Origin of the sequence: Streptomyces sp. NPDC058864 (assembly GCF_042742985.1) — a bacterium.
GTDB lineage: Bacteria > Actinomycetota > Actinomycetes > Streptomycetales > Streptomycetaceae > Actinacidiphila.
This window is the reverse complement of record NZ_JBHYMQ010000154.1, coordinates 1-1,991: the sequence shown is the minus strand read 5'-3', so window position 1 is coordinate 1,991 and position 1,991 is coordinate 1. Positions and strand designations below refer to the sequence as shown.

The 1,991-nt window shown below is 63.2% G+C and carries 2 protein-coding genes and 1 pseudogene; 2 read left to right on the top strand and 1 reads right to left on the bottom strand.

Going from position 1 to position 1,991, the window contains the following annotated elements:
* Positions 1-167: 167 nt before the first annotated feature.
* Positions 168-530: a WhiB family transcriptional regulator gene (locus ACFW3D_RS42070; protein ID WP_500513770.1), complete on the top strand. Its 363-nt coding sequence runs from the start codon at positions 168-170 to the stop codon at positions 528-530.
* A 566-nt stretch (positions 531-1,096) separates the two neighbouring features.
* Here the strand turns inward: ACFW3D_RS42070 and ACFW3D_RS42065 are convergent.
* Positions 1,097-1,486 (bottom strand): annotated as a pseudogene (locus tag ACFW3D_RS42065) (transposase); the annotation flags it as partial.
* A 152-nt stretch (positions 1,487-1,638) separates the two neighbouring features.
* Here ACFW3D_RS42065 and ACFW3D_RS42060 point away from each other — a divergent pair.
* Entirely contained in the window at positions 1,639-1,869 is a 231-nt protein-coding gene (locus ACFW3D_RS42060; RefSeq protein ID WP_500513768.1) for a hypothetical protein, read from the top strand.
* The last annotated feature ends 122 nt before the right edge of the window (positions 1,870-1,991 follow it).

The following is a 1,991-nucleotide window of genomic DNA, read 5'->3' as shown; positions in this document are numbered from 1 at the left end:
GCACCAGCGTGCTGTTCGCCATGCTCCGCGACGGCACCCTCTACCAACCCAGAACCCCCCACCTCGCTTGACGAAGAACATAGAGGCACCCCCCGCTGACACTGCGTTACCGTGACTTGGGAGGATTGGTTTTGTGAGTCGATCCGGTACCCCGCGCCCGCTGGCCCATGAGGCAGACCCGCGCATTCCCTTCCCCTATAGCGCCACCCCCACCGCGTGCCGGGCAGAACCCCGAGCTGTTCGCCTACGAGCACGGCGACAGCAACAGCGACGACATCACCGCCCGCGTCGACCAGGCCACCGCCGCCTGCGTGCCGTGCCCACTGGCATCCGACTGCCTGAAATGGGCCCTGGCCAACCCGGACCTCACCCAGACAGGCATCTGGGCAGCGACCACACCCCGCCAACGCTGCACCCTCCGGCAACGCCTGGTCGCCCGACTCGGCCCGGACTGGGTCGCCATCGTTGCCGGGTGTGACCGCCGGCGCGGTGTGGCTGATCAGGCCAGAGATGTGGATAGATCGCAATAGTCAAAGCTGTGCCACCCCGGCCGTTATGGAGGTAATCCCGATAGCAACCCAGAGGGCTCCGGAAATTTTCTGCAGTCGCGTTTTTCGGGGGCGGGCGTGAATCCGGATTCCGGCACCGAGGCACGCGGCGCCGAAAGCCAGGTCGAAAATTGCTATCGCGATCATTTTGCGAAGATCGCGAAGATGATTCCGAATGCTGTAGCAAGAGAACCCAGGATCACATTCACTCTTCCTATTGTTCGAAGTGCCGAGGAGCTCATTTCCTCGCCGGGTGCCAGGTTGATTCGCGAAGTGAGCATTTTATCAAAGAACCCTCGAAAGTTTTTTACCATCGCTAGGCCAAATGTCAGCCAGGCGAGGCCGATAAGTAGAGGGATAAATCGCATTGTTGTGTTTCCTTCGAGAGTCTCTCGTGCTCGCTTCGGGTACGTCGCTAAATGTTGCACCCGAAGCGGCTTATGTTTTTATTTAGCTGCATCCAAGATTTAGTGAGCGGCCCCAGGTGTAATTGATTCCCATTTCCATTCCTCTCCATCGCCTACAGTAGACCGGTTCGCCTTTACTGCCAGAGGCCGGTTCTGCCATTCGGCCATCCCGTCCATGACCTTGTCGGTTATCGTCGAGATCGTCTGTTTGGACACGCTCGCGCCGTAGACCTCGGCCAAGTGCGCGGAGATGTCCCCGTGCGTCAGCCCCCGCGCGGACTGCGACAGCACCATCTCGTGCACGCCGGTCAGGCGCCGCTGGCGTTTCTTGACGATCTGCGGCTCGAAGCTGCCGTCGCGGTCTCGCGGCACCGCGATCTCGACCAGGCCGACGTCGGTCAGCACCGTCTTGGTCCGGACGCCGTTGCGGGAGTTCCCGCTACCGGCACCGGCCGGGTCGTGTTTGTCGTATCCGAGGTGGACGGTGATCTCTCCTTCCAGGGCGGACTCCAGCACCCGCTTGGTCAGATGGCCCCGAGGGCTACCGGGTCTGTGGCCGTGTGCCGACTGCAGGCGCGGCGTGGTGAGGCCCGGTCGCCACTCCAGCGGATGCGCACGGTGTGGTGTGCTGCTGGCTTTGCTGTGGTCAGGCGTGCGCATCGCGGGTGCGGCAGGCTGGAAGGGTGGATGATGCGCGGTTCGTGGTGCACGGTTTGTCGCCGCGGGGCGGCCGGCTGGTGACGATGCACCGTGAGGACCGGATGGAGGACGACTACGTCGGAACGGCGTTCTCCGATCATGACCTGCTGCTGATTCTGCGTTCGGCTGGCCTGCCCGATCCGGACCTGGTGGTGGACGATCCACGCTGGGTCGAATGGCGGGGCGCGGCTGCGCACCGGTGGGTGAGCGGGTGAGTGGGGCCGCGGTGTTGTCGACCTATGCCAAGGGTCCTTGACGTGCCTTAGGGGCTTGCACGTCGGGGGGAAGCTGGCTCGGCTCCTTCGTATCCTTCCTCGCGGCGGTGAGTGGCCGTTGT

Excerpts from the sequence above, each read along its gene's own strand:
- ACFW3D_RS42070 (WP_500513770.1), top strand. The coding sequence starts at position 168 with ATGAGGCAGACCCGCGCATTCCCTTCCCCTATAGCGCCACCCCCACCG.